Source organism: Nonlabens ponticola, assembly GCF_003966335.1.
Taxonomy (GTDB): Bacteria; Bacteroidota; Bacteroidia; order Flavobacteriales; family Flavobacteriaceae; genus Nonlabens; species Nonlabens ponticola.
Genome location: NZ_CP034549.1, coordinates 2,847,749 through 2,872,100, shown reverse-complemented (window position 1 = coordinate 2,872,100; position 24,352 = coordinate 2,847,749). Strand labels below are relative to the sequence as shown.

General features: G+C 46.9%; 34 protein-coding genes and 1 pseudogene. 32 read left to right on the top strand and 3 right to left on the bottom strand.

From position 1 onward, the window contains the following. Positions 1 to 259 precede the first annotated feature (259 nt). The 32 genes and pseudogenes from EJ995_RS13110 to EJ995_RS13005 all read left to right on the top strand — a co-directional run bounded on the left by EJ995_RS13110 (position 260) and on the right by EJ995_RS13005 (position 21,293). Positions 260 to 541, top strand: coding sequence for a hypothetical protein (locus EJ995_RS13110; RefSeq protein ID WP_126448819.1), 282 nt, complete (start codon positions 260 to 262; stop codon positions 539 to 541). Positions 542 to 648: 107 nt separating this feature from the next. Beyond that, a complete protein-coding gene (locus EJ995_RS13105; RefSeq protein WP_206482252.1) occupies positions 649 to 1,245 on the top strand; it encodes an SdrD B-like domain-containing protein in 597 nt (198 codons plus the stop codon). 152 nt (positions 1,246 to 1,397) lie between these two features. Continuing rightward, on the top strand, positions 1,398 to 1,634 hold the full coding sequence (locus EJ995_RS13100; protein WP_126448817.1) for a hypothetical protein: 237 nt from the start codon (positions 1,398 to 1,400) through the stop codon (positions 1,632 to 1,634). Further along, positions 1,631 to 2,056: a DUF7507 domain-containing protein gene (locus tag EJ995_RS13095; RefSeq protein ID WP_126448816.1), complete on the top strand. Its 426-nt coding sequence runs from the start codon at positions 1,631 to 1,633 to the stop codon at positions 2,054 to 2,056. The genes EJ995_RS13100 and EJ995_RS13095 overlap by 4 nt, the downstream gene beginning before the upstream one ends. A gap of 262 nt (positions 2,057 to 2,318) precedes the next feature. Further along, complete coding sequence (locus tag EJ995_RS13375; protein WP_126448957.1) at positions 2,319 to 2,525, top strand: DUF7507 domain-containing protein; 207 nt, start codon at positions 2,319 to 2,321, stop codon at positions 2,523 to 2,525. 14 nt (positions 2,526 to 2,539) lie between these two features. Beyond that, positions 2,540 to 3,139 carry a DUF7507 domain-containing protein gene (locus EJ995_RS13085; protein WP_164549930.1) on the top strand — a complete coding sequence of 200 codons (600 nt, stop codon included), beginning with the start codon at positions 2,540 to 2,542 and terminating at the stop codon, positions 3,137 to 3,139. Next, complete coding sequence (locus EJ995_RS13370) at positions 3,034 to 3,285, top strand: DUF7507 domain-containing protein (protein WP_394342072.1); 252 nt, start codon at positions 3,034 to 3,036, stop codon at positions 3,283 to 3,285. Before EJ995_RS13085 ends, EJ995_RS13370 begins: the two co-directional genes overlap by 106 nt. Positions 3,286 to 3,299: 14 nt before the next feature. Beyond that, on the top strand, positions 3,300 to 3,767 hold the full coding sequence (locus EJ995_RS13075) for a DUF7507 domain-containing protein (protein ID WP_164549929.1): 468 nt from the start codon (positions 3,300 to 3,302) through the stop codon (positions 3,765 to 3,767). Beyond that, the gene (locus EJ995_RS13275; RefSeq protein ID WP_241234657.1) at positions 3,764 to 4,000 is read left to right on the top strand and encodes a hypothetical protein; all 237 of its coding nucleotides are present in this window, start codon (positions 3,764 to 3,766) and stop codon (positions 3,998 to 4,000) included. Before EJ995_RS13075 ends, EJ995_RS13275 begins: the two co-directional genes overlap by 4 nt. Beyond that, positions 3,909 to 4,682 carry a DUF7507 domain-containing protein gene (locus tag EJ995_RS13070; RefSeq protein ID WP_241234724.1) on the top strand — a complete coding sequence of 258 codons (774 nt, stop codon included), beginning with the start codon at positions 3,909 to 3,911 and terminating at the stop codon, positions 4,680 to 4,682. Before EJ995_RS13275 ends, EJ995_RS13070 begins: the two co-directional genes overlap by 92 nt. Then, entirely contained in the window at positions 4,564 to 4,809 is a 246-nt protein-coding gene (locus EJ995_RS13365; protein ID WP_164549928.1) for a DUF7507 domain-containing protein, read from the top strand. The genes EJ995_RS13070 and EJ995_RS13365 overlap by 119 nt, the downstream gene beginning before the upstream one ends. Continuing rightward, positions 4,746 to 4,913 carry a DUF7507 domain-containing protein gene (locus EJ995_RS13190; RefSeq protein ID WP_164549927.1) on the top strand — a complete coding sequence of 56 codons (168 nt, stop codon included), beginning with the start codon at positions 4,746 to 4,748 and terminating at the stop codon, positions 4,911 to 4,913. The genes EJ995_RS13365 and EJ995_RS13190 overlap by 64 nt, the downstream gene beginning before the upstream one ends. After that, entirely contained in the window at positions 4,910 to 5,044 is a 135-nt protein-coding gene (locus EJ995_RS13320) for a hypothetical protein (protein ID WP_262707150.1), read from the top strand. Before EJ995_RS13190 ends, EJ995_RS13320 begins: the two co-directional genes overlap by 4 nt. A gap of 8 nt (positions 5,045 to 5,052) precedes the next feature. Then, positions 5,053 to 5,874: a DUF7507 domain-containing protein gene (locus EJ995_RS13060; RefSeq protein WP_126448811.1), complete on the top strand. Its 822-nt coding sequence runs from the start codon at positions 5,053 to 5,055 to the stop codon at positions 5,872 to 5,874. Continuing rightward, positions 5,871 to 5,999 carry a hypothetical protein gene (locus EJ995_RS13315; protein WP_262707149.1) on the top strand — a complete coding sequence of 43 codons (129 nt, stop codon included), beginning with the start codon at positions 5,871 to 5,873 and terminating at the stop codon, positions 5,997 to 5,999. Before EJ995_RS13060 ends, EJ995_RS13315 begins: the two co-directional genes overlap by 4 nt. Next, positions 5,996 to 6,169, top strand: a complete 174-nt coding sequence (locus EJ995_RS13270; protein WP_241234656.1) for a hypothetical protein — start codon at positions 5,996 to 5,998, stop codon at positions 6,167 to 6,169. The genes EJ995_RS13315 and EJ995_RS13270 overlap by 4 nt, the downstream gene beginning before the upstream one ends. After that, positions 6,118 to 6,717: a DUF7507 domain-containing protein gene (locus EJ995_RS13055; protein WP_449406754.1), complete on the top strand. Its 600-nt coding sequence runs from the start codon at positions 6,118 to 6,120 to the stop codon at positions 6,715 to 6,717. Before EJ995_RS13270 ends, EJ995_RS13055 begins: the two co-directional genes overlap by 52 nt. Then, complete coding sequence (locus EJ995_RS13050) at positions 6,602 to 7,345, top strand: DUF7507 domain-containing protein (RefSeq protein WP_449406753.1); 744 nt, start codon at positions 6,602 to 6,604, stop codon at positions 7,343 to 7,345. Before EJ995_RS13055 ends, EJ995_RS13050 begins: the two co-directional genes overlap by 116 nt. Continuing rightward, the gene (locus tag EJ995_RS13045; RefSeq protein WP_126448809.1) at positions 7,342 to 8,196 is read left to right on the top strand and encodes a DUF7507 domain-containing protein; all 855 of its coding nucleotides are present in this window, start codon (positions 7,342 to 7,344) and stop codon (positions 8,194 to 8,196) included. Before EJ995_RS13050 ends, EJ995_RS13045 begins: the two co-directional genes overlap by 4 nt. Before the next feature lie 114 nt (positions 8,197 to 8,310). Then, positions 8,311 to 8,484 carry a DUF7507 domain-containing protein gene (locus EJ995_RS13185; RefSeq protein ID WP_164549924.1) on the top strand — a complete coding sequence of 58 codons (174 nt, stop codon included), beginning with the start codon at positions 8,311 to 8,313 and terminating at the stop codon, positions 8,482 to 8,484. Positions 8,485 to 8,643: 159 nt separating this feature from the next. Beyond that, positions 8,644 to 8,757: a DUF7507 domain-containing protein gene (locus EJ995_RS13355; protein WP_126448954.1), complete on the top strand. Its 114-nt coding sequence runs from the start codon at positions 8,644 to 8,646 to the stop codon at positions 8,755 to 8,757. Continuing rightward, positions 8,750 to 8,887: a DUF7507 domain-containing protein gene (locus EJ995_RS13395; protein ID WP_449406752.1), complete on the top strand. Its 138-nt coding sequence runs from the start codon at positions 8,750 to 8,752 to the stop codon at positions 8,885 to 8,887. The genes EJ995_RS13355 and EJ995_RS13395 overlap by 8 nt, the downstream gene beginning before the upstream one ends. Before the next feature lie 26 nt (positions 8,888 to 8,913). Beyond that, positions 8,914 to 10,080, top strand: coding sequence for a DUF7507 domain-containing protein (locus tag EJ995_RS13035; protein WP_126448808.1), 1,167 nt, complete (start codon positions 8,914 to 8,916; stop codon positions 10,078 to 10,080). After that, a complete protein-coding gene (locus EJ995_RS13390; protein WP_449406751.1) occupies positions 10,029 to 10,190 on the top strand; it encodes a hypothetical protein in 162 nt (53 codons plus the stop codon). Before EJ995_RS13035 ends, EJ995_RS13390 begins: the two co-directional genes overlap by 52 nt. Further along, entirely contained in the window at positions 10,123 to 10,290 is a 168-nt protein-coding gene (locus tag EJ995_RS13180; RefSeq protein ID WP_164549923.1) for a hypothetical protein, read from the top strand. Before EJ995_RS13390 ends, EJ995_RS13180 begins: the two co-directional genes overlap by 68 nt. A 49-nt stretch (positions 10,291 to 10,339) precedes the next feature. Continuing rightward, positions 10,340 to 10,459, top strand: a pseudogene (locus EJ995_RS13385) (hypothetical protein); the annotation flags it as partial. Between the two features lie 131 nt (positions 10,460 to 10,590). Further along, entirely contained in the window at positions 10,591 to 10,890 is a 300-nt protein-coding gene (locus EJ995_RS13025) for a DUF7507 domain-containing protein (RefSeq protein ID WP_164549922.1), read from the top strand. Then, positions 10,839 to 11,000, top strand: a complete 162-nt coding sequence (locus EJ995_RS13380) for a hypothetical protein (RefSeq protein ID WP_449406751.1) — start codon at positions 10,839 to 10,841, stop codon at positions 10,998 to 11,000. The genes EJ995_RS13025 and EJ995_RS13380 overlap by 52 nt, the downstream gene beginning before the upstream one ends. Continuing rightward, positions 10,997 to 15,397, top strand: a complete 4,401-nt coding sequence (locus tag EJ995_RS13020) for a DUF7507 domain-containing protein (RefSeq protein ID WP_126448805.1) — start codon at positions 10,997 to 10,999, stop codon at positions 15,395 to 15,397. Before EJ995_RS13380 ends, EJ995_RS13020 begins: the two co-directional genes overlap by 4 nt. A 35-nt stretch (positions 15,398 to 15,432) precedes the next feature. Next, a complete protein-coding gene (locus tag EJ995_RS13015; protein ID WP_241234654.1) occupies positions 15,433 to 16,365 on the top strand; it encodes a PorP/SprF family type IX secretion system membrane protein in 933 nt (310 codons plus the stop codon). Between the two features lie 2 nt (positions 16,366 to 16,367). After that, positions 16,368 to 18,347 (top strand): OmpA family protein, encoded by a 1,980-nt coding sequence (locus tag EJ995_RS13010; RefSeq protein ID WP_126444420.1) that lies wholly within the window; start codon positions 16,368 to 16,370, stop codon positions 18,345 to 18,347. 102 nt (positions 18,348 to 18,449) lie between these two features. After that, complete coding sequence (locus tag EJ995_RS13005) at positions 18,450 to 21,293, top strand: M16 family metallopeptidase (protein WP_126444418.1); 2,844 nt, start codon at positions 18,450 to 18,452, stop codon at positions 21,291 to 21,293. Positions 21,294 to 21,370: 77 nt separating this feature from the next. On the opposite strand, the gene EJ995_RS13000 is transcribed toward EJ995_RS13005, so the two are convergent. The 3 genes from EJ995_RS13000 to EJ995_RS12990 all read right to left on the bottom strand — a co-directional run bounded on the left by EJ995_RS13000 (position 21,371) and on the right by EJ995_RS12990 (position 24,308). After that, positions 21,371 to 22,024 (bottom strand): fasciclin domain-containing protein, encoded by a 654-nt coding sequence (locus EJ995_RS13000; RefSeq protein ID WP_126444416.1) that lies wholly within the window; start codon positions 22,022 to 22,024, stop codon positions 21,371 to 21,373. Between the two features lie 184 nt (positions 22,025 to 22,208). After that, positions 22,209 to 23,066, bottom strand: a complete 858-nt coding sequence (locus EJ995_RS12995; protein WP_126444414.1) for an OmpA/MotB family protein — start codon at positions 23,064 to 23,066, stop codon at positions 22,209 to 22,211. A gap of 192 nt (positions 23,067 to 23,258) precedes the next feature. Continuing rightward, the gene (locus EJ995_RS12990; protein ID WP_317126819.1) at positions 23,259 to 24,308 is read right to left on the bottom strand and encodes a mechanosensitive ion channel family protein; all 1,050 of its coding nucleotides are present in this window, start codon (positions 24,306 to 24,308) and stop codon (positions 23,259 to 23,261) included. Positions 24,309 to 24,352 lie beyond the last annotated feature (44 nt).

Here is a 24,352-nt window from a genome sequence, read left to right as displayed (position 1 = left end):
GATAATGGTGGTGCACCGCTCGCCGTGGGTACAGTGTATAGGTTTCCTAACGCTGCAGGAGCCACTGCAAGCAATCCTGCTATCGATATCTTAGTTGAAATCACAGAACTTAATCGTACGACGCTTTTAGATATTGATGTTTCAGATTCAGGTTTGCCTAGGGCTTTCAGCCACGTATTTCTGCAAATAATCTGGTAATATAAACGCATTATTTACTATCAGGCTGGTTAATGCTGGAACTAATACACCTAGTCAGAATGTGTGTTTTTACGCGTCACCATTTGACATAGATGGTGGCGGCGGGAATGGAGCCAATAGCATACGTGAATTTGCAGAGCTTTCCTTGACAGATGCTTATACTGTATCTGCAGTGACTGAAATTGATATAGACCGCACGGGTGCTAATGGTACTATCATTAGAGGACAGAATATTGATGGACGATCCGCGCCCGTAGAGCCTATTGATCAAGATCCTCGCTACACCTTTAGTAATTATTATGAGAGTAGAAATACTTTTACTTACCGCGTTGGTAGTAAGTAGGTAATGGAACTCAGTCAAATCGTTTTTACGCTCTAGTTCTTGAAAGGGCAGAATTTCAACAACCAGTCCAAACATTTGTCTCAAACCCACTAATATGTGGAACGGTATTGAGAGATAGCGGTTCAGGAATTTCAGGTGTAAGAGTAGAGCTGTATGATGAAGGCGGTAATTTCATTGAAGCCACAACTACTGATGCAAATGGAGATTACCAATTCACCGTAGTTAGAGATGGGACTAATGAACAAGTATTTACCATTAGAGAAATCGATCTACAAACTGACGTGCCTACAGGATTCGATATAGCATCAGTGTCTGATACGGATGGAGCTAATGATAATGAGATAACAGTCGTTGTACGTGAGGCATCAAGAGTTGGTAATGATTTTGTTGATGGACCCGATTTCGATCAGGATGGTCTAGCAGACTCAGTTGACCTTGATGATGACAATGATGGTATTACAGATGTTGATGAAGGTGGCGATACGGCTAATACAGATGGTACAGGACTGCCTAATAGAATCGATCGCGATGCAGATGATGATGGATGTCCAGATGTAATTGAGGCAGGTTTTATTGACAATGATGGCGATGGTCAATTAGGAAATCAAGTTCCGCCTACCGTCGATGAAGATGGTTTGGTAACAAGTGGTAATGGATATTTACACCTCGAGATGGAAATAATAATGGAACGCCAGACTTTCTAGAAGCAGGAACTGACATCAATATTACAGATCAGCCAGATGCTACCACCGCCGTAACTCCTGACGATAATAGTGTACAGTTTTCCGTTTCCGCTACTGGCAGCAATCCAGTTTATAGATGGCAGGTAAGCACTAATGGAGGTAATTTTACAAATTTGAATAACAATGCTCGTTATAGTGGTGTTTTTTCTAATACACTCACAGTTACGGATGCGCCAGAATCATTTAATGGAAATCTATACAGGGTAGTTGTTACAAGCTCATCTTATGCTTGTGCGCGTGAGGTAAGTAATGCAGCACTTCTCAGCGTGGGTAGTATCCTATCAATTACCAAGGATGATAGAGATGGTACATACGACTCGGTAGGCGATGTGATTACGTATGACGTGTGATTACTAATACTGGTAACACGGTACTGCGTAATATTAATTTAACTGATGACAACGGCACATTAGATAGGAATTTCATTGGGAATCTCAATGTAGGTCAATCGATCACAACCACTTCACGTCATACGATTACACAAGATGATCTTAATGCTGGTGAGGTCCGTAATCAGATCACTGGTGCTGGTATCAATTCAAATGGTGACGACGTCTCAGATTTATCTGATGACCCAGATGACGATACAAATGTTGATACAAATGGAAATGGTAATCCAGATGATATTACAATAACTCCGCTTACGCGAAATGACGATATCGCCATCATTAAGGAAGGTATATTAAATGATGCTAATGGAGACGGATTTGCACAAGTTGGTGAAGAAATAACATACACCTTTACGATAGAAATACAGGGAATCGTGATTTGACTAATGTTAGAATTACAGACCCATTACTTGTTGCTCCAATGGCCAGATCAATGGAGGTAACATTGCAAATCTACCTGTAGGTGCAGTAAGAACTCGCACAGGTCCTTAACTCTTACTCAAGAGGACATTGATCGAGGATTCATAAATAATCAAGCTACAGCTACAGGTACACCACTAGTGGTCCAGATGTGAGCGACGTATCTGATGACGACAGCAACCTGGAGATGATACGACGACGACGCCACTTCCACAGGACAACAGCATCGCGATCATCAAGGAAGGTACGTTCAACGATGCCAACGCAGATGGCTTTGCCCAGGTAGGCGAGACGATCGACTACGACTTTACGGTCACCAATACCGGAGACACGGCGCTCAACAACATCACGGTGAGCGACCCATTACTGGTGGCACCAACGGTAGCATCACGGGCAGCCCAATCGCGGATCTGGCACCAGGCGCTAGTGTAACGATCACGGGATCGTTGACGCTCACGCAGGCAGACATCGACCGAGGCTTCGTGAACAACCAGGCCACTGCCACGGGAACGACTGATGACGGCGACGATGTGAGCGACGTATCCGATGACGACAGCAACCTGGAGGATGATACGACGACGACGCCACTTCCACAGGACAACAGCATCGCGATCATCAAGGAAGGTACGTTCAACGATGCCAACGCAGATGGCTTTGCCCAGGTAGGCGAGACGATCGACTACGACTTTACGGTCACCAATACCGGAGACACGGCACTCAACAACATCACGGTGAGCGACCCATTACTGGTGGCACCCAACGGTAGCATCACGGGCAGCCCAATCGCGGATCTGGCACCAGGCGCTAGTGTAACGATCACGGGATCGTTGACGCTCACGCAGGCAGACATCGACCGAGGCTTCGTGAACAACCAGGCCACTGCCACGGGAACGACTGATGACGGCGACGATGTGAGCGACGTATCGATGACGACAGCAACCTGGAGGATGATACGACGACGACGCCACTTCCACAGGACAACAGCATCGCGATCATCAAGGAAGGTACGTTCAACGATGCCAACGCAGATGGCTTTGCCCAGGTAGGCGAGACGATCGACTACGACTTTACGGTCACCAATACCGGAGACACGGCGCTCAACAACATCACGGTGAGCGACCCATTACTGGTGGCACCAACGGTAGCATCACGGGCAGCCCAATCGCGGATCTGGCACCGGGTACTAGTGTAACGATCACGGGATCGTTGACGCTCACGCAGGCAGACATCGACCGAGGCTTCGTGAACAACCAGGCCACTGCCACGGGAACGACGGATGACGGCGACGATGTGAGCGACGTATCTGATGACGACAGCAACCTGGAGGATGATACGACGACGACGCCACTTCCACAGGACAACAGCATCGCGATCATCAAGGAAGGTACGTTCAACGATGCCAACGCAGATGGCTTTGCCCAGGTAGGCGAGACGATCGACTACGACTTTACGGTCACCAATACCGGAGACACGGCACTCAACAACATCACGGTGAGCGACCCATTACTGGTGGCACCCAACGGTAGCATCACGGGCAGCCCAATCGCGGATCTGGCACCAGGCGCTAGTGTAACGATCACGGGATCGTTGACGCTCACGCAGGCAGACATCGACCGAGGCTTCGTGAACAACCAGCCACTGCCACGGGAACGACTGATGACGGCGACGATGTGAGCGACGTATCCGATGACGACAGCAACCTGGAGGATGATACGACGACGACGCCACTTCCACAGGACAACAGCATCGCGATCATCAAGGAAGGTACGTTCAACGATGCCAAACGCAGATGGTTTTGCCCAGGTAGGCGAGACGATCGACTACGACTTTACGGTCACCAATACCGGAGACACGGCGCTCAACAACATCACGGTGAGCGACCCATTACTGGTGGCACCCAACGGTAGCATCACGGGCAGCCCAATCGCGGATCTGGCACCGGGTACTAGTGTAACGATCACGGGATCGTTGACGCTCACGCAGGCAGACATCGACCGAGGCTTCGTGAACAACCAGGCCACTGCCACGGGAACGACGGATGACGGCGACGATGTGAGCGACGTATCTGATGACGACAGCAACCTGGAGGATGATACGACGACGACGCCACTTCCACAGGACAACAGCATCGCGATCATCAAGGAAGGTACGTTCAACGATGCCAACGCAGATGGCTTTGCCCAGGTAGGCGAGACGATCGACTACGACTTTACGGTCACCAATACCGGAGACACGGCGCTCAACAACATCACGGTGAGCGACCCATTACTGGTGGCACCCAACGGTAGCATCACGGGCAGCCCAATCGCGGATCTGGCACCAGGCGCTAGTGTAACGATCACGGGATCGTTGACGCTCACGCAGGCAGACATCGACCGAGGCTTCGTGAACAACCAGGCCACTGCCACTGGAACGACGGATGACGGCGACGATGTGAGCGACGTATCTGATGACGACAGCAACCTGGAGGATGATACGACGACGACGCCACTTCCACAGGACAACAGCATCGCGATCATCAAGGAAGGTACGTTCAAACGATGCCAACGCAGATGGCTTTGCCCAGGTAGGCGAGACGATCGACTATGACTTTACGGTAACCAATACCGGAGACACGGCGCTCAACAACATCACGGTGAGCGACCCATTACTGTGGCACCCAACGGTAGCATCACGGGCAGCCCAATCGCGGATCTGGCACCGGGTACTAGTGTAACGATCACGGGATCGTTGACGCTCACGCAGGCGGACATCGACCGAGGCTTCGTGAACAACCAGGCCACTGCCACTGGAACGACTGATGACGGCGCGACGATGTGAGCGACGTATCCGATGACGACAGCAACCTGGAGGATGATACGACGACGACGCCACTTCCACAGGACAACAGCATCGCGATCATCAAGGAAGGTACGTTCACGACGCCAAATAGAGATGGTTTGCCCAGGTAGGCGAGACGATCGACTATGACTTTACGGTCACCAATACCGGAGACACGGCGCTCAACAACATCACGGTGAGCGACCCATTACTGGTGGCACCCAACGGTAGCATCACGGGCAGCCCAATCGCGGATCTGGCACCGGGTACTAGTGTAACGATCACGGGATCGTTGACGCTCACGCAGGCAGACATCGACCGAGGCTTCGTGAACAACCAGGCCACTGCCACGGGAACGACTGATGACGGCGACGATGTGAGCGACGTATCCGATGACGACAGCAACCTGGAGGATGATACGACGACGACGCCACTTCCACAGGACAACAGCATCGCGATCATCAAGGAAGGTACGTTCAACGATGCCAACGCAGATGGCTTTGCCCAGGTAGGCGAGACGATCGACTACGACTTTACGGTCACCAATACCGGAGACACGGCGCTCAACAACATCACGGTGAGCGACCCATTACTGGTGGCACCCAACGGTAGCATCACGGGCAGCCCAATCGCGGATCTGGCACCAGGCGCTAGTGTAACGATCACGGGATCGTTGACGCTCACGCAGGCAGACATCGACCGAGGCTTCGTGAACAACCAGGCCACTGCCACTGGAACGACTGATGACGGCGACGATGTGAGCGACGTATCCGATGACGACAGCAACCTGGAGGATGATACGACGACGACGCCACTTCCACAGGACAACAGCATCGCGATCATCAAGGAAGGTACGTTCAACGACGCCAATAGAGATGGTTTCGCCCAGGTAGGCGAGACGATCGACTATGACTTTACGGAACCAATACCGGAGACACGGCGCTCAACAACATCACGGTGAGCGACCCATTACTGGTGGCACCCAACGGTAGCATCACGGGCAGCCCAATCGCGATCTGGCACCGGGTACGTAACGATCACGGGATCGTTGACGCTCACGCAGGCAGACATCGACGAGCTTCGTGAACAACCAGGCCACTGCCACGGGAACGACTGATGACGGCGACGATGTGAGCGACGTATTGATGACGACAGCAACCTGGAGGATGATACCACGACGACAGTTCTTGATCCCAACTCCGAAATTCAACTCTCCAAACAAGGAGTCGCATCAGACTTCAATGGTAATGGAGTAATTGATGCTGGTGATCGCATTCTATACTCGTTTAGAATAACTAACACTGGAAATACTACATTGACAGGTATCACTGTTTCAGATCTTACTGCTGGAGTAGTTGTCAATGGGAGTGGGATTGCTGTGCTAGTTCCTGGAGAATCTGACAATGCTTCGTATTCAGCATTTTATACTATTCAACAATCAGATATTGATAATTTATCATTTATAAATCAAGCTAGCGTAGAAGCCACAGATCCTAATGGTATCATAGTGGTGGATGATTCAGATGATCCTTTGAACACAGATAATATTGATAATAATGGTGACGGTGAGCCAGATGACCCTACGGTTGTATCATTCGACCCTTCTAGCTCCGTAACTTTATTGAAAATTGACACTTATGAGGATTCCAATGGTAATTCTGTTGCCGACGCCGGCGATATTATTTCATATCAAATTTGTCATTACAAATACAGGAACCACTACATTATCAAATCTTCAAGTTTCAGACCTTGGAACGACAGTGACAGGTACGGCGATTGCCCAGTTGGAGCCTGGAGCTTCTGACAGCACAACATTTACGGGAACTTATATTTTAACCCAAGACGATATTGACGCTGGTCGCTATCAAAATAGTGCTACTGTCTCGGCTGATTCCCCATCGGATGCTGTTATACAAGATATCAGTGACGATCCAGATAACAATGCAGATGTAGATACAGAAGCAGACGGTGAGCCAGATGATCCAACCATCACTCTATTATTAGAAGACAGCAGCATCGCGGTGATCAAGACGTCGGTGTTTGATGACGCCGGCAGCGGAGATACGGATGATGACGGCAACGGTACGGCACAGGTAGGCGAGACGATCACGTACAGCTTCAGGGTAACGAATACCGGAAGCACGACGCTGACGAACATCACCCTTGAGGACGTGCTATTGGAGGGCGCCAACGGTACACTAAGCGGCGGTCCTATCGCCAGCCTGTCACCGGGAGCCTTTGACGATACGACCTTTACGGGCAGCTATACGATCACTCAGGATGACATCGACCGCGGCTTTGTACGCAACCAGGCAGTGGTGAGCGGAGAGACTCCGGATGGCAACACGGTAAGTGATGACTCGGATGATGACAGCAACGTGGGCGACGATCCAACGGATACGGACCTGGACAGGACAGCAGCATCGCGGTGATCAAGACGTCGGTGTTTGATGATGCCGGCAGCGGTGATACGGATGATGACGGCAACGGTACGGCACAGGTGGGCGAGACGATCACGTACAGCTTCAGGGTAACGAATACCGGAAGCACGACGCTGACGAACATCACCCTTGAGGACGTTCTATTGGAGGGCGCCAACGGTACACTAAGCGGCGGTCCTATCGCTAGCCTGTCACCGGGAGCCTTTGACGATACGACCTTTACGGGTAGCTATACGATCACTCAGGATGACATCGACCGCGGCTTTGTACGCAACCAGGCAGTGGTGAGCGGAGAGACTCCGGATGGCAACACTGTAAGTGATGACTCGGATGATGACAGCAACGTAGGCGACGATCCAACGGATACGGACCTGGGACAGGACAGCAGCATCGCGGTGATCAAGACGTCGGTGTTTGATGATGCCGGCAGCGGTGATACGGATGATGCCGGCAACGGTACGGCACAGGTGGGCGAGACGATCACGTACAGCTTCAGGGTAACGAATACCGGAAGCACGACGCTGACGAACATCACCCTTGAGGACGTTCTATTGGAAGGCGCCAACGGTACACTAAGCGGCGGTCCTATCGCTAGCCTGTCACCGGGAGCCTTTGACGATACGACCTTTACGGGTAGCTATACGATCACTCAGGATGACATCGACCGCGGCTTTGTACGCAACCAGGCAGTGGTGAGCGGAGAGACTCCGGATGGCAACACTGTAAGTGATGACTCGGATGATGACAGCAACGTGGGCGACGATCCAACGGATACGGACCTGGGACAGGACAGCAGCATCGCGGTGATCAAGACGTCGGTGTGGATGACGCCGCAGCGGTGATACGGATGATGACGGCAACGGTACGGCACAGGTGGGTGAGACGATCACGTACAGCTTCAGGTAACGAATACCGGAAGCACGACGCTGACGAACATCACCCTTGAGGACGTTCTATTGGAAGGCGCCAACGGTACACTAAGCGGCGGTCCTATCGCTAGCCTGTCACCGGGAGCCTTTGACGATACGACCTTTACGGGCAGCTATACGATCACTCAGGATGACATCGACCGCGGCTTTGTACGCAACCAGGCAGTGGTCAGTGGTGAGACTCCGGATGGCACACGGTAAGTGATGACTCGGATGATGACAGCAACGTGGGCGACGATCCAACGGATACGGACTGGGACAGGACAGCAGCATCGCGGTGATCAAGACGTCGGTGTTTGATGACGCCGGCAGCGGTGATACGGATGATGACGGCAACGGTACGGCACAGGTGGCGAGACGATCACGTACAGCTTCAGGGTAACGAATACCGGAAGCACGACGCTGACGAACATCACCCTTGAGGACGTTCTATTGGAAGGCGCCAACGGTACACTAAGGCGGTCCTATCGCTAGCCTGTCACCGGGAGCCTTTGACGATACGACCTTTACGGGTAGCTATACGATCACTCAGGAGGACATCGACCGCGGCTTTGTACGCAACCAGGCAGTGGTGAGCGGAGAGCTCCGGATGGCAACACGGTAAGTGATGACTCGGATGATGACAGCAACGTGGGCGACGATCCAACGGATACGGACCTGGGACAGGACAGCAGCATCGCGGTGATCAAGACGTCGGTGTTTGATGATGCCGGCAGCGGTGATACGGATGATGACGGCAACGGTACGGCACAGGTGGGCGAGACGATCACGTACAGCTTCAGGGTAACGAATACCGGAAGCACGACGCTGACGAACATCACCCTTGAGGACGTTCTATTGGAAGGCGCCAACGGTACACTAAGCGGCGGTCCTATCGCTAGCCTGTCACCGGGAGCCTTTGACGATACGACCTTTACGGGTAGCTATACGATCACTCAGGATGACATCGACCGCGGCTTTGTACGCAACCAGGCAGTGGTGAGCGGAGAGACTCCGGATGGCAACACGGTAAGTGATGACTCGGATGATGACAGCAACGTGGGCGACGATCCAACGGATACGGACCTGGGACAGGACAGCAGCATCGCGGTGATCAAGACGTCGGTGTTTGATGACGCCGGCAGCGGTGATACGGATGATGACGGCAACGGTACGGCACAGGTGGGTGAGACGATCACGTACAGCTTCAGGGTAACGAATACCGGAAGCACGACGCTGACGAACATCACCCTTGAGGACGTTCTATTGGAGGGCGCCAACGGTACACTAAGCGGCGGTCCTATCGCTAGCCTGTCACCGGGAGCCTTTGACGATACGACCTTTACGGGTAGCTATACGATCACTCAGGAGGACATCGACCGCGGCTTTGTACGCAACCAGGCAGTGGTGAGCGGAGAGACTCCGGATGGCAACACTGTAAGTGATGACTCGGATGATGACAGCAACGTAGGCGACGATCCAACGGATACGGACCTGGGACAGGACAGCAGCATCGCGGTGATCAAGACGTCGGTGTTTGATGATGCCGGCAGCGGTGATACGGATGATGCCGGCAACGGTACGGCACAGGTGGGCGAGACGATCACGTACAGCTTCAGGGTAACGAATACCGGAAGCACGACGCTGACGAACATCACCCTTGAGGACGTTCTATTGGAAGGCGCCAACGGTACACTAAGCGGCGGTCCTATCGCTAGCCTGTCACGGGAGCCTTTGACGATACGACCTTTACGGGTAGCTATACGATCACTCAGGATGACATCGACCGCGGCTTTGTACGCAACCAGGCAGTGGTGAGCGGAGAGACTCCGGATGGCAACACTGTAAGTGATGACTCGGATGATGACAGCAACGTGGCGACGATCCAACGGATACGGACCTGGGACAGGACAGCAGCATCGCGGTGATCAAGACGTCGGTGTTGATGACGCCGGCAGCGGTGATACGGATGATGACGCAACGGTACGGCACAGGTGGGTGAGACGATCACGTACAGCTTCAGGGTAACGAATACCGGAAGCACGACGCTGACGAACATCACCCTTGAGGACGTTCTATTGGAAGGCGCCAACGGTACACTAAGCGGCGTCCTATCGCTAGCCTGTCACCGGGAGCCTTTGACGATACGACCTTTACGGGCAGCTATACGATCACTCAGGATGACATCGACCGCGGCTTTGTACGCAACCAGGCAGTGGTCAGTGGTGAGACTCCGGATGGCAACACGGTAAGTGATGACTCGGATGATGACAGCAACGTGGGCGACGATCCAACGGATACGGACCTGGACAGGACAGCAGCATCGCGGTGATCAAGACGTCGGTGTTTGATGATGCCGGCAGCGGTGATACGGATGATGACGGCAACGGTACGGCACAGGTGGGCGAGACGATCACGTACAGCTTCAGGGTAACGAATACCGGAAGCACGACGCTGACGAACATCACCCTTGAGGACGTTCTATTGGAAGGCGCCAACGGTACACTAAGCGGCGGTCCTATCGCTAGCCTGTCACCGGAGCCTTTGACGATACGACCTTTACGGGTAGCTATACGATCACTCAGGATGACATCGACCGCGGCTTTGTACGCAACCAGGCAGTGGTGAGCGGAGAGACTCCGGATGGCAACACTGTAAGTGATGACTCGGATGATGACAGCAACGTGGCGACGATCCAACGGATACGGACCTGGGACAGGACAGCAGCATCGCGGTGATCAAGACGTCGGTGTTTGATGACGCCGGCAGCGGTGATACGGATGATGACGGCAACGGTACGGCACAGGTGGGCGAGACGATCACGTACAGCTTCAGGGTAACGAATACCGGAAGCACGACGCTGACGAACATCACCCTTGAGGACGTTCTATTGGAAGGCGCCAACGGTACACTAAGCGGCGGTCCTATCGCTAGCCTGTCACCGGGAGCCTTTGACGATACGACCTTTACGGGTAGCTATACGATCACTCAGGAGGACATCGACCGCGGCTTTGTACGCAACCAGGCAGTGGTGAGCGGAGAGACTCCGGATGGCAACACTGTAAGTGATGACTCGGATGATGACAGCAACGTGGGCGACGATCCAACGGATACGGACCTGGGACAGGACAGCAGCATCGCGGTGATCAAGACGTCGGTGTTTGATGATGCCGGCAGCGGTGATACGGATGATGCCGGCAACGGTACGGCACAGGTGGGCGAGACGATCACGTACAGCTTCAGGGTAACGAATACCGGAAGCACGACGCTGACGAACATCACCCTTGAGGACGTTCTATTGGAAGGCGCCAACGGTACACTAAGCGGCGGTCCTATCGCTAGCCTGTCACCGGGAGCCTTTGACGATACGACCTTTACGGGTAGCTATACGATCACTCAGGATGACATCGACCGCGGCTTTGTACGCAACCAGGCAGTGGTGAGCGGAGAGACTCCGGATGGCAACACGGTAAGTGATGACTCGGATGATGACAGCAACGTGGGCGACGATCCAACGGATACGGACCTGGGACAGGACAGCAGCATCGCGGTGATCAAGACGTCGGTGTTTGATGATGCCGGCAGCGGTGATACGGATGATGACGGCAACGGTACGGCACAGGTGGGCGAGACGATCACGTACAGCTTCAGGGTAACGAATACCGGAAGCACGACGCTGACGAACATCACCCTTGAGGACGTTCTATTGGAGGGCGCCAACGGTACACTAAGCGGCGGTCCTATCGCTAGCCTGTCACCGGGAGCCTTTGACGATACGACCTTTACGGGTAGCTATACGATCACTCAGGATGACATCGACCGCGGCTTTGTACGCAACCAGGCAGTGGTGAGCGGAGAGACTCCGGATGGCAACACTGTAAGTGATGACTCGGATGATGACAGCAACGTAGGCGACGATCCAACGGATACGGACCTGGGACAGGACAGCAGCATCGCGGTGATCAAGACGTCGGTGTTTGATGATGCCGGCAGCGGTGATACGGATGATGCCGGCAACGGTACGGCACAGGTGGGCGAGACGATCACGTACAGCTTCAGGGTAACGAATACCGGAAGCACGACGCTGACGAACATCACCCTTGAGGACGTTCTATTGGAAGGCGCCAACGGTACACTAAGCGGCGGTCCTATCGCTAGCCTGTCACCGGGAGCCTTTGACGATACGACCTTTACGGGTAGCTATACGATCACTCAGGATGACATCGACCGCGGCTTTGTACGCAACCAGGCAGTGGTGAGCGGAGAGACTCCGGATGGCAACACGGTAAGTGATGACTCGGATGATGACAGCAACGTGGGCGACGATCCAACGGATACGGACCTGGGACAGAAAAGTTCGATGAGCATCACTAAGGCTGCTCGTGAGCAATTCTTCAGAAATATTGGTGACGTTATTACATATGACATTGTAATAACAAACACAGGAAATATCACTCTTACAGATGTTGTGATATCAGACGATAATGCGGATGCGGGTAGCATAATGCCTGATACATTCAATAGTATAGCTCCTGGCGAAAGCGTAATAGCAACCGTGACTCAAACAATTGACGAAGATGACGTTAGAAATAACCGCGCAATCAACTCCTTAATCGGTATCGGAGAAGATGTTAATGGTGTTGATGTTACAGATACGTCTGATGATCCAAACAATCCAAATGACTTCGATGAAAACAATGATGGAGAGCCAGATGATCCTACAATCGTGTCTATAGATAGAGATAATGACTCTATTCCAGATAATATTGATTTGGATGACGATAATGACGGTATCACGGATATAGAAGAACTAGATGGCTTTGATCCAGATATAGATAACGATGGAGATGGTGTTCCCAGCTATCTTGATGATGATGATAACGACTTCTTTGTAGGAAATGAAGATGGCTTGTTTGATCCATCATTAGACTTGGATGGCGATGGTATACCTAACCAATTAGATCTAGATGTAGACGACGACGGAATTTATGATGTGGTAGAAACTGGTAATTCAGATCTAGATGTAGACAATGATGGTATGGTAGACGGTCCTGCAGGCGTTAATGGTATTCCTGATGCTGCCGAGGATGATGGAGTTGATGGAAATGGTGTTGGCGATGATCCTCTTGAGTCTGATCTCGACGATGATGACATCCCTAATTATAAGGATCAGGACTCTGATGGCGACGGAATTACAGATAACATTGAATCTCAATCATCAGCTGATTATATCTTACCATCAGGGATGGATTCTGATTCTAACGGAGTTGACGATGCCTATGATACTAATGGTGCACCTATTGAGCCAGTCAACACAGATGAGGATTTTGACAATGGTAATGATGATGATGGTGGAGACGAACTTCCTGATTATCTAGATCTTGATTCTGATAATGATAATGTGCCTGACTCCATCGAGGGTAGTGACTACAACGCAGATGGTGTGGCGGATGTAGATCCATCTGGTGTAGATAATGATGGTGACGGATTGGATGACGCATATGACGGATCATTGGGAGATTTTGAAGACCCTAACGGTTTATTAGTCATTGACAATCCATTCGATTTACCTAATAGAGATGGAGCAAATGACAACCCAGATTTCCGTGATAGGGATGATGATGATGATGGATTATTAACTTTTGAAGGTGGTGGTGACGATAATGATCCTGAACAAGGTGAAGATGTGGATAATGACGGCGATCCAACCAATGATGATACTGATGGAGACGGTACGCCTAACTATCTTGACGCTACCGACGATACTAATCTATTTGACGAAGACGACGATAATGATGGTATTCCTGATATTGTAGAAGTAGGATCAAATCCTGATATCGACAACGACGGTGACGGCGTACCTGCATACCTAGATGACGATGATAACGATCCAACTGTTGGTGACGATGACAATGCAGTAAACCCAGAATTTGATACTGATGGTGATGGAATATCAAATCATTTAGACCTTGACAGCGATAATGACGGTATCTATGATGTCAATGAGACAGGAAACTCTGCACTTGATGCTGATAACGACGGTATGGTTGACGGGCCAGAAGGTGTGAATGGTATACCTGATGCGGTAGAAGATGATGGTATCGACGGTAACGGTGTTTCAACAGCACCACGAGAAACTGATACAGATTTACTGCCTGATTATCTTGATCAAGACTCTGATAATGATGGTATTACAGATAATGTAGAGTCTCAAGATACATTTGACTATATAAGTCCATCAGGTCAAGATGAAGATAATAACGGTGTTGATGATGCTTATGATACCAATGGCTCACCAATCGAAGAATTCAACTTTGATGGCGACGATCTTCAAGATTATATCGATTCTGATTCAGATAATGATAATGTATTGGATAGGTTAGAAGGTCATGATTTTGATCACGATGGTATTGCAGACGTTTCACCAAGTGATCAAGACATTGACAACGATGGTCTTAATGATGCTTATGATGGTGATACTTCTGGATATGGTGATCCAGATGGTCTAGAATTAGATGGTGATCCATCTGAGCTTCCAGATCTAGACGGTACTGAGGACGTGGATTATCGCGATATTGACGATGATGGAGATACGGTGAATACAGTATTTGAAGATTATGATGGTGATGATAATCCAGTAGATCAAGATACCGATGGTGATGGTATTCCTGATTATCTAGATGATAATGATGATGGTGATGCTTTTGATACTATCGACGAAGGTCCAGATCCAGATAATGATCAAAATCCTAACACTGGAAACACGAGAGATACTGATGGCGATGGAATCTTTGATTATTTAGAATTTGATGAAGAAGTTGTCTGCGGTGAACCAATAGTTTACAACGGAATTTCTCCAGATGGTAACTCTAGAAATGACTTCTTAGTCATTGAAAATCTAGACTGTTTCTCAACTAATGATTTACAAATTTTCAATCGTTGGGGTGTGCTAGTCTATGAAACCGAAAGCTATGGGGTCAACGGTAATGTATTTAGAGGAATATCTGAAGGTAGAGCAACAATCCAGCAAGGAGAAGAATTACCTGTAGGAACCTATTACTACGTTCTCAATTACCAGGATGATGAAAGCGGTGAACGCAAGTCAGTAGCAGGTTACATTTATATACAGAGATAGAAATAATGAGATATACTAATAACAAAATACAATCGATGAAATATTTGATAGCCGTGTTTCTCTTTTCTCTTTCTATTAAAGGAATAGCGCAACAGGATGCACAGTACACACAGTATATGTACAACACTTTGTCTATAAATCCAGCATACGCAGGAAACAGAGGTATGTTCAGTGCAATACTGTTGCACAGAAGTCAGTGGGTAGGTCTCGACGGTGCTCCAGAAACTCAAAGTCTAAGTTTACACAGTCCAGTTGGGTTTGGTAAAGTAGGATTAGGACTTTCTATTGTCAACGATAAGCTAGGACCTACCAGCGAGACTTACTTTAATGGTGATGTTAGTTATACCATTGATACAGGTTACAATAGCAAGCTTAGCTTTGGGGTCAAATTAGGTGCGCACGTCCTGGACGTAAACTTTGATGAATTGCAGCGTTTTGATTTAGATGATGCAGCTTTTGAGCAAAACATCGACAACAAGCTTTCGCCTAATATTGGTACAGGTATTTACTTTCATACCGACAAGTTTTATGCAGGTTTGAGTGCACCCAATTTATTGCGCAATGAGCATTTTGAAGAGTCCAATAACAACAATACGGCATCCTTTGTAGCAAGAGAACGTATTCATTATTATTTGACATCAGGATATGTATTTGACATCAATCCCAATTTGATGTTCAAGCCTAGCACAATGATCAAGGCAGTCTCAGGAGCACCTTTACAAGTCGATGTAACTGCAAACTTTTTGATTAATGAGCGACTTACATTAGGAGCTGCTTACAGATGGGATGCTGCGGTAAGTGGCTTACTTGGGTATCAGATAAGTAATCAATTTCAAATAGGATTGGCTTACGATCGTGAAACTACAGATTTAGGTAACACTCAATTCAACGACGGTAGTTTTGAGGTATTCTTAAGGTATGAACTTACTAGAGATTACGATAAGCTATTGACTCCTAGATTCTTTTAATCATGAAAAAACACAACTTGAAAAACTTGCTTAGGGTTCCCGTTATTCTGTTTTTTCTAGTAGTGACCTTTGCGCAGGCGCAAAAAGCAGACTCACCACGAGCAGAGCGCAAGGTAGAGAAGTACGCGTTTATTGAGGCACGTGACATCTATCAGCGTATGGCAGATCGTGGTTTTAAGAGTGTTGAGATATTTTCAAATCTCGGTGATTCTTACTATTTCAATAACGATTATAGTAATGCTTTAAAATGGTATAATCAGCTATTTAAACTAGATCAAAAAAGCATTCCTACAGTATATTTCTTTAGATATGCACAGGCACTTAAAAGCGATAAGCAATACGATAAGGCAAATCAAATATTATCTGGATTCAATGTAGTAGGTCTTAAGGATTCAAGGCTTAGTGCGGCTCGCAATATGCCTAATTTTTTAACTATTATCGATTTTCAAAAAGGTAGGTTTGAGGTAGAAAAAGTTTCTGTCAATAGTGACGAGCAAGATTTTGGGACGGCTTATTATGGTCCTGATAAAGTCGTTTTTGCAAGTGCCCGTGATACTGGAGTTTTTTACAAAAGAACCCATTCTTGGAATGAGCGCTATTTTCTTGATCTATACATCGCAGATAGAGATGCTGAAGGTAAACTATCAAACCCAGAAAAGTTTGACAAGCGCATCAACTCAATACTACATGAGAGCACGCCAACCTTTACTGCAGATTTGAATACCATGTATTTCACCAGGAATAATTACCAGAAAGGTGATCTCGAGCGCGACGATGAAAATGTCAATCGTTTACAGATTTTCAAATCAGTTAAAAAAGATGGTAAATGGTCCAGACCTGAAAGAACACCATTCTCTGATGAAGATTACACCACATCACATCCAGCACTAACACCAGATGGTAAATACCTTTATTTCTCAAGCAATATGCTGGGAACTATGGGTATGGAAAGCAAATTTAAAGAAACTGACATATGGCGCGTCGCTATTAATGAAGACGGTAGCTATGGCGAGCCAGAGAATATGTCACCAATTAATACAGAAGGCCGTGAAAGCTATCCCTACATCAGCCGTAGCGGCAATCTGTACTTTGCCAGTAATGGTTTACAAGGACTAGGTGGTCTAGATATTTTTGTGAGTACAATTAATGACGATGGCAGTTTGAGTAATCCAGTAAACATAGGCGAGCCTGCAAATAGTACTGACGATGATTTTGCATTTATAATTGATGAAGGTAATGACACTGGCTATTTCAGTTCTAATAGGATAGGTGGCGGTAATGATGATGAAATCTATCGCTTCATTCAATTAGAGGATTTGCGTGAAACTTGTGAGCAGTTCGTTACCGGCACAATTACCGATAAGCAAACTGGAGTACCTTTAGAAAACGCCGTAATAAACGTGATTGATGTCAATAATAATATCGTGGCGTCTCGTAGGACCAGAGACAACGGTAAATTTGCTTTTAAATTAGCTTGTGATAAGACTTATTTTGTTCGAGGTGAAAAACGAGCTTACAACACTGCAGAGGAGCTTGTAAACACTCCAACAGTAACAAGCAATATTGATGTTCCTTTAGCGCTACAGCCTACAACGATTACAGGTAAAGTAGGTGACGATCTTGCAAAACTATTGAATCTCAATCCTATTTATTTTGACTTTGATCGTTCATTCATACGTGAGGATGCAGAGCTTGAACTACAAAAAGTTCTTGCCGTCCTAGAGGATAATCCTACCATGAAAATCGATATAAGGTCACATACTGACAGTCGAGGTAATGATGATTACAATGAGAAATTATCCAGCCGTCGCGCAATGAGTACCATGAACTACCTTATCTCAAAAGGTGTTGATGCGAGTCGATTAACCTCCAAAGGTTATGGCGAGTACCAACTTATCAATGAGTGTTCTAATGGAGTTAAGTGTAGTGAAGAGCAGCACCAACTCAATAGAAGATCAGAGTTTATAATTGTAGAGAGGTAGATGCCTTGTTACGCTTTCGCGAAAGCGTAATCCATAAAAATCATTGTAACAAAAGCCGCTATCATAGCGGCTTTATTTATGCAGTTCACTTAATTTCATATCATGAAAAATATAACCACCATGTTAAAGCACTCAGCGTTATTACTAGTCTTGCTTGCCTTTTTTATCACCTCATGCAAGCAAAAGAACGAGGAATCTACAACCACTAATGAATCGCTTGATGTAAACATCGAGAAATACACGCTTGATAATGGACTGACCGTAGTGCTACATACTGATACGTCTGATCCAGTCGTGGCAGTGGCGCTAACAACACATGTAGGTAGTGCGAGAGAAGTAAAGGGACGTACAGGTTTTGCACACTTATTTGAACATCTACTATTCCTGGAATCTGAAAACCTGGGAAGAGGTGGTTTGGACGCCATGAGTGCTCGCATAGGTGGATCTGGTGCCAACGGTTCCACAAATCGGGATAGGACAAATTATTACCAGACGGTACCTAATGATGCGCTAGAAAAAATGATCTGGGCAGAGGCTGATAAACTTGGGTATTTTATCAATACAGTGACTCAACCAGTGCTTGCCAAAGAAAAGCAAGTGGTAAAAAACGAGAAGCGTCAAGGTGTGGATAATCAACCGTATGGCCACGAGGATTATGTAATCGATCGCAATCTGTATCCTGAAAATCATCCATATCATTGGCAGGTCATAGGCTCACTGGAAGATTTACAAAACGCCACGCTAGAAGATGTTAAACAATTTTACGGTAAGTATTATACGCCTAGAAATACGGTACTCACAATCGCAGGAGATTTTGAAAAAGCTCAGGCAAAAGAATGGATAGAAAAATACTTTGGTGAGATACCAACTGGAGAAAAGCTTGAAGAGCAAAGCGTTCCTGCTGTGGCATTAGCTAATTCAAAGCGCTTGATGTATGAAGATAACTTTGCCAGGTTGCCACAATTGAGCATGACCTGGCCTGGCGTCAAGCAATACAGTAAGGACTACTATGCTCTTAATATGCTTGTCAGATATATGTCAGACGGTAAAGCAGCACCTTTAAATCAAGTACTCATTGATAGTTTGAATATGGCGACCCGTGTATCCATGAGAAATAATTCTGGTGAGCTTGCAGGCGATGTAAAGTTGACCGTTAGAGCGTTTGAGGAGGTGGATCTAGACAGTGTTCATGATGCAGTGATGAATACGTTTGCAAATTATAATCAAAATCCAATCACGAGTGAAGCGTTAGAACGCATTAAGACTCAAAACGAGACTCAATTTTACCGCGGTCTTTCCAGCGTACTTGGCAAGGGATTCCAGCTTGCACAATATGAAATTTTTGCTGGCGATGCTGCGTTTATTAACAAAGATCTTGAAAACATCAAATCAGTAACGGTAAATGATGTGAATCGAGTGTTCAAAAAATACATTAAGGACAAACCATACATTGCTACTAGTTTTGTGCCTCGTGGTGCTAGTTCACTAGCATTAAAAGATTCAAAAATGGCAACGGTAGTAGAAGAAGTAATTGTCAATAATGCCAATGATAATGTGGATCCCAATGTTGTCGCAACTTACGAGAAAACACCATCGTCCTTTGATCGTAGTATAGAACCAGCTTACGGTGCAGAACCTTCACTAAAAGTTCCAGAAGTATGGACTGATAGTTTATCAAGTGGTATTAAGATCTACGGGATTACTAATGACGAGGTACCCTTAGTCACTTTTAATATGGAAATAGCAGGTGGACAATTATTAGAGCCTGCAGATAAGGCTGGTGCCGCTAGACTAACTGCCTTGTTAATGCTTAAAGGAACTCAAGATAAAAGTGTGCAACAGCTAGAAGAAGCGCTTGATGATCTGGGAACGAGCATCAATATTTTTGCAGGAAATGAATCAGTCACTACTACGGGTACCACATTGGCACGCAATTATGATAAAACCATGGAGCTTGTTGAAGAAATACTGCTACAACCACGTTGGGATGAAGAAGAGTTTGAAATACTCAAGAAACAAGCCTTGAGCGCTATTGAAGAGCAGCTGGGTAATCCTAATGCCATCGCGTCTTCTAAATATTATAAGGCGCTCTACGGTGACGATCACGTATTATCACACAGCGGCCTAGGAACAGTAGAAACAGTTGGCAGTTTGTCGATCAATGACCTTAAGCAATACTATGCAACGGCGATGGCACCATCAAATACATCTTTTATGGTGGTAGGTGATATAGATCAAGATTCCATCGGTCAGTCATTAACCAGTTTAAATGAGCGCTGGACGACCGTTGGTATGGAAATACCGGTTTATGACCCAGCACCAGCCATTAGTGAGCCAATCGTTTTATTTTATGATGTTCCTGGTGCAAAACAATCGGTATTGAGATTCGGGAACCCATCAATTTCTGCGATGCATCCAGATTATTATGCGGTAGAGGTCATGAACTATCGTTTAGGCGGTGGTGGATTTGCAAGCCAATTGATGCAACAGTTGCGTGAAGCAAAAGGTTACACCTATGGCATAGGCTCTAGATTTACAGGAAACGAGGACCTAGGTGAATTTACATTGAGCAGTGGTGTGCGCAGCAATGTCACGTTAGAGTCAACTGCTCTAATAAGAAATATATTGAGAAACTATGCCAATTCTTATAGTGACCAGGATCTTGAGGTGACAAAGAGCTACATGGTCAAATCAAGTGCCAGAGAGTATGAAACCGCAGGAGCAAAATTGCAATTACTTAATACGATGCAGTCATTTGACAAACCTGCAGACTATGCCTTACAGCAACAACAATATGTTAGAAATTTAACGGTAGAGCAAGTGAAGGTTCTCGCCCAGCAGTACATCAATCCAGATGCTATGTATTATGTTATTGTAGGCGATGCAGCCACACAATTTGAACGACTTAAACAACTTAACATCAAGAATATAAAGTTGATCAAGTAAGAGCAATTAATTGTGTACCATAAAAAAAGCCTGAAGCATCGCTTCAGGCTTTCTAATTTTTAAAAGGACGTTAACTCCTAGCTAGCTGGCATCAATACTGCATCTACTGCATGTACTACACCATTAGATTGCTTGATGTCTGCAACTACTACAGTTGCTTTTCCACCTTTAGCATCAGTAATAACTACATTACCACCTTCAATAGCTGCTGTTAGTTTACCACCGTTTACCGTGTCCACAGTTACGCTACCGTTGTTGTCTTGAATCATTTTAGTCAATGATGCTGCATCAACGTTACCGCTTACCACGTGGTAAGTTAAGATACCAGAAAGAGTTTCTTTGTTCTCTGGCTTCAATAATGTGCTTACAGTTCCATCAGGTAGTGCTGCAAATGCATCATCTACCGGTGCAAATACTGTAAATGGACCATCACTGTTAAGAGTCTCTACAAGACCAGCTGCTTTTACTGCCGCTACAAGAGTTGTCAAGTTGTTAGCTTTTGAAGCATTCTCAACGATAGTCTGATCTTGGTACATTTTTGCACCACCTACCATCATTGCGTTGTCTTCACGCTCTTTCATTTTTTGCTCTTCCATGGCTACAGAGTCTGCTGCGCGCTGCTCCATTTCCATTTTTTCTTTTTCTGCTTTTTCTTTCTCTGCATCATTACAGGAAACAAGTGTAACTGTTCCTGCGATCAATGCGATACTCAATACTTTTGTAAAATTCATAATTGTTGATTTAATTGTGAATCAAAGGTATATGAGGATGCGCTCGCACGCATCGCTCATAACGTTTGTTTACCAATAGATTAAAGGATATTTAACAATTTAGACCTTGCCTTTAACGGCGCGTTATACATGAGTCAGCTGGCCGCGTGTTAAATACAAGATCAATGAAAATTAAAAAGAATTGCTAATTAACAATTTGAGTCTCACTTTCTAGCATTCCAAAGAATTTATCGAGATCTGGCATGATGATGATTTGGGTTCTCCTGTTGCGCGCTCGATTCTCATTGCTATCGTTTGCTGCAACTGGATCATAACTTGCTCTACCTGCAACGATTAATTGCTCGTTGGGCACCTCAAATTTAGTTGACAATCTTCTAGCGATTGCCGCAGCACGTTCTGTACTCAGGTCCCAATTGTCTTTGATGTAGCTGCCTTCTCGCACAGTGCGACTATCGGTATGTCCTTCAATTAGAACCTCTAGTGACGGCTCGCTATTGACGACTTGTGCGATTTTTTCAAGGATATCATCCGCCTTGTTGCCAACACGGTAACTACTGTCGTTAAATAGCATTTCATCGGCGATCTCAATCATGACTACGGTGTTTTCTATCTTCATGTCAATGTTCTTGCCTTCATTGACGCCAGATAGTCGCTGGCTCATTTTATATGATATGGCAAGATTTACACTGTCCTTGAGTGTTGTGGCTCCTGATAATTTTTCGCTAGGCACATTTTGTAATGTACGACGCATGGCCGCCTTGTTCTTATCGCTTAACACAAGGTCACCATCTGCAGTCTTGACCATCATGCCTTCTTGCGATGCTTGTAGAGATGCGATTTTCTCGTTGTAGCGATCCACGCGTTGTTCGATAGCCTCAAATCTTGCCTCAAGATCTTCTTTAGCTACTCGAGTTTTCACAAGCTCTGATCGAGTGTTATTGTAATCGTTTTCAAGTTCTGTGTATTTTTTCTTTGATACACAACTTACTGTCATTGCAGCAGCTACAAGGGATGCAGCAACTACTTTTGGGTAGTTTTTCATTTTTTAGGGTTTTAAGGTATGGTTACAACCTTTTTTTGGCTCGCTTATTTTGTTGACATGCTTATTCTTTTGTTAAGATTGATTATTCATGTCATGGTTTTGGTGATGATTTTGCTTTCGCGAAAGCGTAATTCACAAAAAATCCTGCTTATTACAAGCAGGATTTAATCTCAAATAATTTATAACAAGTTGCTACTCTTCTTCAGCAGAAGATTGGGTCTTGTCATTTCCTTTCTTCTTGCTTTTTGACGGTTGGTTCATTGTGAGCTCGTTGTCAAATTGCAGCGTACGTATTGGGAATGGAATATTAATATCCTCGTTATCATAAGCCTTTTTAATTGCCATGATAGCCTTACTGGTCGATGTTAATCGTTCGATACCACGCTCTGCATTGTACCAAAATCGCAACATAAAATTGATACTACTGTCGCCGAATTCACGGTAGTAAAACTCTACATCTTCTGGCTTTTCTACATCTTCAAACGCATCGCTTATTGCTTTACACGCAACATCCTTGGCATGTTGTAAGTCTGTCTCATAACCAACACCGCACTCAATGATGATACGCATTTTATCAGTCAATGATGCGTTCTTCATAGGGTTTTCTAATACCATCTTGTTGGGAATGATGACTAGATTATTGTCAGGCTCTTTTACTACGGTGGTGCTCAATTTTATATCCACGATCTCGCCTTCATAACCATTTGTGGTTACCCAATCGCCTATGCGCACTTGCTTACGGAAGGATAACACTACACCACTAACGGTGTTAGATAATGTGCCTTGCAAGGCAAGACCTACCACTAGACCAGATATACCAGCACCGGCGATGATACCGCTTACTAGATCGTCTAGGTTCATGACACTCAACGCTATAAAAATACCTGCAAGCACAACGATGACCGCTGCAAACTTACCTGCGATTCTCTTGATGCTTTTTTGTGGTACTCGATGGTTAAGTAATTTTTGAACACCTGTATTGACCCATCTAGAAACAAAAAATGCTACTACTAGAAATACGATCGCTACGGCAAGGTTGGGTAGGTTTTCTATAAAACTGGTGTACCACGATTCTAGCTGTCCTAGAATAAGCTCAACGGCATCTTTACCTTTCTCGGCACCATTGGCAGCTTTATCGGCTGCACTACCACCAGACTCTGAACCGCCTGATCCAGATCCGCCTGAATTTTCTTTGGATTTATCTTGAGCCGCTTGGGCTAATTGTAAAATTGTCAACATCATATCTTTCAAAAATAATTTTTTGAATCCATGATACTATGCGCTTA

Bases quoted from the DNA above. Each gene is read 5' to 3' on its own strand.
- EJ995_RS12990 (WP_317126819.1), bottom strand. From the start codon at position 24,308: ATGATGTTGACAATTTTACAATTAGCCCAAGCGGCTCAAGATAAATCC.
- EJ995_RS13010 (WP_126444420.1), top strand. From the start codon at position 16,368: ATGAAAAAACACAACTTGAAAAACTTGCTTAGGGTTCCCGTTATTCTG.
- EJ995_RS13365 (WP_164549928.1), top strand. From the start codon at position 4,564: ATGATACGACGACGACGCCACTTCCACAGGACAACAGCATCGCGATCA.
- EJ995_RS13000 (WP_126444416.1), bottom strand. From the start codon at position 22,024: ATGAATTTTACAAAAGTATTGAGTATCGCATTGATCGCAGGAACAGTT.
- EJ995_RS12995 (WP_126444414.1), bottom strand. From the start codon at position 23,066: ATGAAAAACTACCCAAAAGTAGTTGCTGCATCCCTTGTAGCTGCTGCA.
- EJ995_RS13015 (WP_241234654.1), top strand. From the start codon at position 15,433: ATGAAATATTTGATAGCCGTGTTTCTCTTTTCTCTTTCTATTAAAGGA.
- EJ995_RS13180 (WP_164549923.1), top strand. From the start codon at position 10,123: ATGATGACAGCAACGTGGCGACGATCCAACGGATACGGACCTGGGACA.
- EJ995_RS13005 (WP_126444418.1), top strand. From the start codon at position 18,450: ATGAAAAATATAACCACCATGTTAAAGCACTCAGCGTTATTACTAGTC.